This is a genomic window from Carnobacterium sp., from assembly GCF_032094055.1.
Taxonomy (GTDB): domain Bacteria; phylum Bacillota; class Bacilli; order Lactobacillales; family Carnobacteriaceae; genus Carnobacterium_A.
In genome coordinates, this window is record NZ_DAMDAK010000016.1 from 1 (window position 1) to 7,281 (window position 7,281).

7 protein-coding genes are annotated in these 7,281 nt (G+C 38.3%); all 7 read left to right on the top strand.

The features are described from left to right. On the top strand, positions 1–576 hold a 576-nt coding region (locus tag RT405_RS04000), incomplete at its 5' end, for a formate/nitrite transporter family protein (RefSeq protein ID WP_313467764.1). 112 nt (positions 577–688) lie between these two features. After that, positions 689–1,843 carry an alpha-hydroxy-acid oxidizing protein gene (locus RT405_RS04005; RefSeq protein ID WP_396163236.1) on the top strand — a complete coding sequence of 385 codons (1,155 nt, stop codon included), beginning with the start codon at positions 689–691 and terminating at the stop codon, positions 1,841–1,843. A gap of 296 nt (positions 1,844–2,139) precedes the next feature. Next, complete coding sequence (gene cdaA, locus RT405_RS04010) at positions 2,140–2,973, top strand: diadenylate cyclase CdaA (RefSeq protein ID WP_192987289.1); 834 nt, start codon at positions 2,140–2,142, stop codon at positions 2,971–2,973. A 3-nt stretch (positions 2,974–2,976) separates the two neighbouring features. Further along, on the top strand, positions 2,977–4,167 hold the full coding sequence (locus RT405_RS04015) for a CdaR family protein (protein ID WP_313467769.1): 1,191 nt from the start codon (positions 2,977–2,979) through the stop codon (positions 4,165–4,167). A gap of 55 nt (positions 4,168–4,222) precedes the next feature. Beyond that, the gene (gene glmM / locus RT405_RS04020; RefSeq protein ID WP_313467770.1) at positions 4,223–5,578 is read left to right on the top strand and encodes a phosphoglucosamine mutase; all 1,356 of its coding nucleotides are present in this window, start codon (positions 4,223–4,225) and stop codon (positions 5,576–5,578) included. A 355-nt stretch (positions 5,579–5,933) separates the two neighbouring features. Then, positions 5,934–6,698, top strand: a complete 765-nt coding sequence (locus RT405_RS04025) for a threonine/serine exporter family protein (protein WP_313467771.1) — start codon at positions 5,934–5,936, stop codon at positions 6,696–6,698. After that, complete coding sequence (locus tag RT405_RS04030; RefSeq protein WP_035030203.1) at positions 6,695–7,138, top strand: threonine/serine exporter family protein; 444 nt, start codon at positions 6,695–6,697, stop codon at positions 7,136–7,138. Before RT405_RS04025 ends, RT405_RS04030 begins: the two co-directional genes overlap by 4 nt. Positions 7,139–7,281 lie beyond the last annotated feature (143 nt).

Genomic DNA, 7,281 nt, shown 5'->3' on the forward strand with positions numbered 1-7,281 from the left:
GTGATGATTATTTATTTAAATGCTGAATTAGGCACATCAAATATGATGTACATGACAACTGCAGTTCACCGGAAAATTTTGCCTTTTAAAAAAGCACTCATTATTTTAGCCACTTGTATTTTCTTTAATCTGATTGGCGGTATTCTAGCGAGCTGGTTGATTTCGCATACTGGAGCCTTTTTGCATACGACCCAAGATAGTTTTTTAGTTACAACAATAGCCAGCAAATTGCAAAAAGGTCCTTCTCAAGTCTTTTTTGAAGGCATATTTGCTAATTTGATCGTCAATATAGCGGTGTTTGCGACAATCAATATGAAAGATGATGCTGCACGGGTAATTTCAATTGTGTTCATTATTTTTATTTTCGCTTTTTTAGGGTTTGAACACGTGATTGCTAATTTTTCTTCTTTCTCACTTGCTTTCTTTGCTACTGGCGGACATGTTCCTGGAATGACGGCAATCAGCGTTATTAAAAACTTGTTTTTTGCCACTTTAGGAAATTACGTAGGAGGCGGTTTGATCTTAGGCTTAAACTACTCATGGTTGAATAATGGGCAGACGAAATACATTGATTAAAAAAATAGTAAGGTAATTTTGAATTTTTAGCTGGCAGTGGTAAAATTAAAGAAATAACACGTTTTTTAGAATAGAGACGGAGGAGAACACTATGGCTAAAATAGAAAAAGATATGGAACCAGAAAAATCGCTAGATGAAGTGACAACAAAGAATGAACAAGAGAGCACAGCTTCTTATCAAACGAGTGACGCGGAAAAACCGCTGGACATTATCAATGTATATGATCTTGAAAAAGAAGCCAGTAAAGTGATTCCGAAAGGCGGATACGATTATATTTCAAGTGGAGCAGGAGATCTATGGACGATTGAACAAAATATCAAATCATTTAACCATAAAACAATTGTGCCCCGCGTTCTAAGAAATATTGAATATCCTGATCAAAGTACATCGATTTTTGGTGATAAAATTTCTACACCTATTATTATGGCGCCTGTTGCTGCTCATGGATTAGCTAACAGTAAAGGAGAACCTGCGACAGCTAAAGGGATAGCAGATGCTAAAACCATCATGACGATTAGTTCATATGCGAATAAACCGTTCAAAGAAATTTCGGAAGCAGGCCAAGGTGCTCCGCAATGGTTCCAATTCTACATGAGTAAAGATGACGGCATCAATCGTGATATTTTGGATGAAGCAAAAGCAAATGGGGTAAAAGCGATCGTTTTGACGGCTGATGCAACAGTTGGCGGAAATCGCGAAGCAGATAAACGTAATGGTTTTGTCTTTCCATTAGGCATGCCAATCGTTCAAGCGTATCAAACAGGTGTTGGCCAAACAATGGACGCGGTATATGGGTCATCAAAACAGATATTAAGTCCTAAAGATGTCGAATTTATTGCTGCATATTCTGGTTTGCCGGTATTTGTTAAAGGAGTGCAAACAGCAGAAGATGCTCATATTTCGATTGAATCAGGAGCTGGCGGTATTTGGGTGACCAATCATGGCGGAAGACAACTAGATGGCGGAATGCCTGCTTTTGAGTCACTGCAGATCGTTGCTGAAGAAGTAAATAAACGTTTGCCTATTGTCTTTGACAGTGGAGTACGGCGCGGGCAGCATGTTTTTAAAGCTTTGGCAAGCGGAGCGGATCTAGTTGGGATTGGACGTCCGGTTATTTATGCTTTAGCTTTAGGCGGTGCTCAAGGAGTGACATCTGTTTTTGATTGGTTTAAAGCAGAGTTGGAAAAAACGATGCAACTTGCTGGAACTAAAACTGTAGAAGATATTAAAAAAGTCAAACTTCAAAACTACCCCTATTCTTATTAATTTGTTTGATGGCTCCTGTAATCAATAAAAGAGCACCAAGTTTATTTTTAGTAGTAAGCTGTTTATTTACTAGGAGAAAGAAGTTCTATTTCTTTGATTTTGTAAGTAGTAGTAACGTTCAATAGCATATAAGCAAAAAAATGATGAAAAACTTTTGTTTCCCTACAAAAGTTTTTCTTTTTTTAAAATTGGATAAAAAAATGCTTTTCCATATTAAACAGGTGCCTTGTATTGAAGGGAAGTGTGGTATAATAAAAAACGAGTGACTATTTTAAAACATTATTGGAGGTGCACGTATGTCCATAGATTGGTCACACTTATTTACATGGCGAACTTTTATTAATGCGGTCGATATCTTAGTAGTAACGTTTATTATTTATCAATTGATAAAGATATTGAAAGGTACTAAAGCAGTTCAGTTATTAAAAGGAATTGCCGTCATTATGTTAATCAAAATAGCCAGTTTTTTTCTTCAATTGCAAACAGTGGATTGGATCGTCGACTTGGTTATTCAGTGGAGTGTATTGGCCATCATTATCATTTTCCAACCGGAATTGCGCAGAGGACTAGAACACCTTGGAAGAGGTTCTTTCTTTAAAAATACAAAACGAAAAGTTAATCCAGCAAAAAAGATGATTCAACAACTGGATCAAGCCGTTCAATATATGGCAAAAAGAAGAATAGGTGCGTTGATTTCTATTCAGATGGAAACTGGACTGGATGAATATATCGCTACCGGAATTCCCTTGAATGCGGATATTTCTGGAGAGTTGCTGATCAATATCTTTATTCCAAATACACCTTTGCATGATGGAGCTGTGATGATAAAAGATTATAAAATAGCAGCAGCAGCTGGTTACCTGCCATTATCTGAAAGTTCTTTAATTTCTAAGGAGTTGGGAACAAGACACAGGGCAGCTATCGGATTAAGCGAAGTAACGGATGCTATTACGATTATTGTTTCCGAAGAAACGGGAGGAGTCAGTATTTCCCATCGGGGAGATCTGCTAAGAGAATTGTCCAGAGAAGATTTCGTGAAGTTTTTAAGCAAAGAATTAATTCTCCCAGAAGAAGATGTCAAAAAGAACCCGCTTCAAGAGTTCGTTGACAGCTTTAAGAAAGGAGCGTAAAAAATGGAAAAGATTTATAATTCTCCATGGTTTACTAAACTAGTTGCTTTTGCTTTTGCGATATTATTATTTACTTATGTAAATTATGAAAATACCAGCAAATTACGGACAACTAATCCGCTTAATGGTGTGAGTACGACTTCAAGTAAAGTCATTACCAATTTGCCGATTGTTGTTGACATAGACCAAGACAAATATTTTGTTTCGGGTTTTCCTGAAACAGCTTCTATTGAAATTACCGGACCTACAAATATTGTAGCCCAAACAACAGCTAATAAAGGGTTTGATTTAGTAGCGCAAAACTTAGATGAATTAGGAGTCGGTACTCATACAATTCGCTTAATACCAGAAGGTCTCTCTTCCGACTTAAAGTATACCGTTACGCCTCCAGAGGTAACGATTACCATTGAAGAAAAACGGGTCGAAACATTCAAAGTAGGGGTTGATTTTGACAGCAGCAGCTTAGCTAAAGGGTATGCAGCCGAAACTCCGACGCTGAATTACGATACAGTTGAAGTTTCAGGAGCTGCTTCAACAATTGACAAAGTCAACACCGTTCAAGCGGTCGTTCCTACAACGGATGAAGTTAAATCTGACATCAAGCAAACTGTACCTGTAAGCGCCAGGGATATAAACGGCAACCAATTAGATGTGATGATTAATCCAAAAGAGGTAACAGTCAATATACGCGTCAAACCAGAGAGCAAAACAGTGCCGGTTACCTTGTCTGAAAGCGGCAAACCTGAATCTGGTTATACCTATGAACTAGGAATTGAAAATGAAAAAGATACTAACGTGACTGTAACAGGCTCACAAGAAACATTGGATAACTTAAGCAGTTTTCCATTAGAAGTAGACGTATCCGGTATTACAGAAACAACAACGAAAGAAGTAAATCTGCCTTTGTTAGAAGGCCTTTCAACAGTGACACCAGAAAAAATCACTGTTAGAATTACAGTGACTAAAGATAAAAAGCCAGCGACGGAAAGTAAAAAACCGGAAGATTCATCTAAAAATTCAAGTTCAACTAGTACATCAGACGAAAAAAAAAATGAATCGACGAGTAGTTCAACAGAAAACACTGCTAACAGCGAAGGATCGTCATCAAAAACAAGCAGTTCATCTGCTGTAGAGCAATCTCAACCAAATTCATCAGATGAAAGTAAATCATCTGAGGTGGATTCAAGTCGTTAATAAGCAGATTGTTAAAGAAAGTAGATTCTTAACTTTGAAAAGGGGCATTAGAAGAATGGGAAAATATTTTGGAACAGATGGAGTTAGAGGAGTGGCTAACTCAGAGTTAACACCGGAATTAGCCTTTAAATTAGGCAGGTTCGGCGGGTACGTTTTATGTCAACACTCAGAAGGAATAGAGCATCCGCGCGTCTTAGTCGGCAGAGATACTCGTATCTCAGGAGAAATGTTAGAATCGGCTTTGATCGCTGGATTGTTATCCGTTGGAATTGAAGTAATGAAATTAGGTGTTATTTCCACACCAGGTGTTGCTTACTTAACACGTATTCAAGGAGCAGCTGCCGGCGTTATGATTTCGGCTTCGCATAATCCTGCACCAGATAACGGCATTAAATTCTTTGGGTCAGATGGTTTTAAATTATCTGACGCTACTGAACTTGAAATCGAAGCTTTATTGGATCAAGAAGAAGATACATTACCGCGTCCTAGTGCAGAGGGGTTAGGAACAGTTGATGATTATCCAGAAGGTGCATTAAAATACACCCAATTTTTGCAACAAACCATTCCCAATGATTTGAATGGTCTGCAAATTTGTTTAGATGGAGCTAATGGTTCTACCAGTCCATTGATCAATCGTTTATTTGCTGATTTAGACACTGAATTTGATGTGATGGGGGCTTCTCCTAATGGCTTAAATATCAATGATGGAGTTGGTTCGACTCATCCTGAACAATTGGCTAAATTCGTAGTAGAAAAAGGAGCAGATGCAGGTTTGGCTTTTGATGGCGATGCTGACCGTGTAATCGCAGTAGACGAACTGGGCAATATTGTTGATGGGGACAAGATTATGTACATCTGCGGAAAATACATGTTGGAAAAAGGCCGCTTGAAAAAAGATACCATTGTTTCAACTGTTATGAGTAACTTAGGTTTCCATAAAGCTGTGGAAGCAGCAGGAATGACTGCTCTAGAAACACAAGTGGGTGACCGTTACGTAGTAGAAGAAATGCGCAAGAACGGCTATAACTTTGGTGGAGAACAATCAGGACATATGGTCTTTTTGGACTACAATACGACTGGAGACGGCATGCTTTCAGGAATCCAGCTATTGAATGTCATGAAACAAACTGGGAAAAAATTATCAGAGTTGGCGGAAGAAGTTCAAACCTATCCGCAACGTTTGGTGAATATCCGCGTCAGCGATAAAAACGGCGCAATGGAAATCCCAGCGATTAAAACAATTATTGAAGAAGTAGAAAAAGAAATGAATGGTGATGGACGGATTTTAGTACGTGCAAGCGGAACTGAACCATTGTTACGGGTCATGGCAGAAGCTCCAACACAAGAAAAAGTGGATTCTTATGTAGAACGCATTGCGGATGTTGTTAGAGCAGAAATTGGATTAGATTAAGTAAATTAAGAAAAGAGGATGAGACATAAGTCTCATCCTCTTGCCTTTTTTTTAACTATTTTTCTTAAATATGCTTCAAAAGGCAGGCTCGACGTCCACTTCACGAATAATGCTCGATGGTCGGTGACCATACTGCGCTTATTCGCTCCAGTGTTTCAAGTCTAAACGCCTTTTGTCCCACACTCTTTCCTACGTTTAGTCAAGAGATGGAGTTAAAAAGATATAAGAAAGGCTTAAAAGATCCTAGGGAGTAAAGAAAAATATGCTATACTAAATTGGAATTTCAGTTGGGAAATAAAGCAATCAATAGAAAAAACGGCTGCTAACCAGCGCGGGAAAGGGTGAAGGATATAAAATGGATTACAAAACATTGATGGACATCGCTATATTGGCAGGAAAGATCATGCTGGAAAGCAATGCTGAAACCTATCGTGTAGAAGATACAATGAACCATATTTTAAAAACGTCAAAATTTGAAACGACGGAAGCATTGGCCATCGCCACTGGGTTAGTAGCTACACTAGATGATTCTAGCATTGATGACCCGATCACGATCGTTAAACGAATCAATTCACGTGATACGAATTTAAATAAGATTGCAGTTGTCAATACTATTTCACGGCAATTGACCAGTGAAGAAATAACCATTCCAGAAGCGTATGCGGCTTTGCAGAATATTGAAAAAGAACAATATAAACGACTTTACAAAGACCTTGCTACATCAGCTCTAGCTGCTTCTTTTGCTCTGCTGTTAGGTGGCGGTATTTTTGAGATACTGGCTGCTGGGATCAATGGAGGATTGTTGGCCTTAGTATTGAAAGGCGAAAAAAAATTAGATATGGGTTCATTTGTCCGTAATGTCTTATCTTCTGCAGTTATTTCGGTAGGTGCTGGGTTGATGCATGCGTTCCTTTTTCCTACGCTGAACATGCACTTAGTCATTACTGGTACCATCATGCCGTTAGTGCCGGGAACAGCCATCACAAATGCAATTCGTGACACTTTACAAGGAGATTATATGTCTGGCGGAGCTAAAGCCTTAGAAGCCTTTGTGGTCGCTCTATCCATTGCTCTAGGAGTCGCGATTGGATTGGTTTTAATTGGAGGTGTCGTCTTTTGATTAGTCAAATCTTAGGAGCTTTTCTAGCAGTTGCAGCAGCGACTATTATTTTAGAATCTCCCAAAAAGTATATTTTTGCGACAGCTTTTGTGGGAGCTTTAGGATGGGGCGTTTATTTACTTTGTCTTGAATCTCTTGGGCCTATCCCAGCAACATATGTTTCAGGATTAGTGATTTCTACACAATCCCATATTTTTTCGCGGATTTTTAAAGTTCCTGTAACGATTTTCTTTTTGCCGGGATTTTTTCCTTTGTTTCCAGGTTCGGGAATGTATTTAACGGTTTATGAATTTATCCAAGGCCACAACGCTTTAGCCCAAGGACATTTGCAAAGCACCATCCAAGTAGCTGGGATGATTGCTTTAGCTATTTTTACTATTGATACAGTGTTTAAAGTAATGAAAAGAGCCCAACACATAAAAGCAGAACGAACTACGTAAATATATTTTAAAAACCCTTCACATCAAAATTTTAAATTTTGATAGGAAGGGTTTTTTTATGGGAAAGAATAGTTATCTAGTTTTATTCAACAGCTGTCTTTTTATTTTTTGGTTAATATATAAGCTGCCAGCCAAGCTGTGAT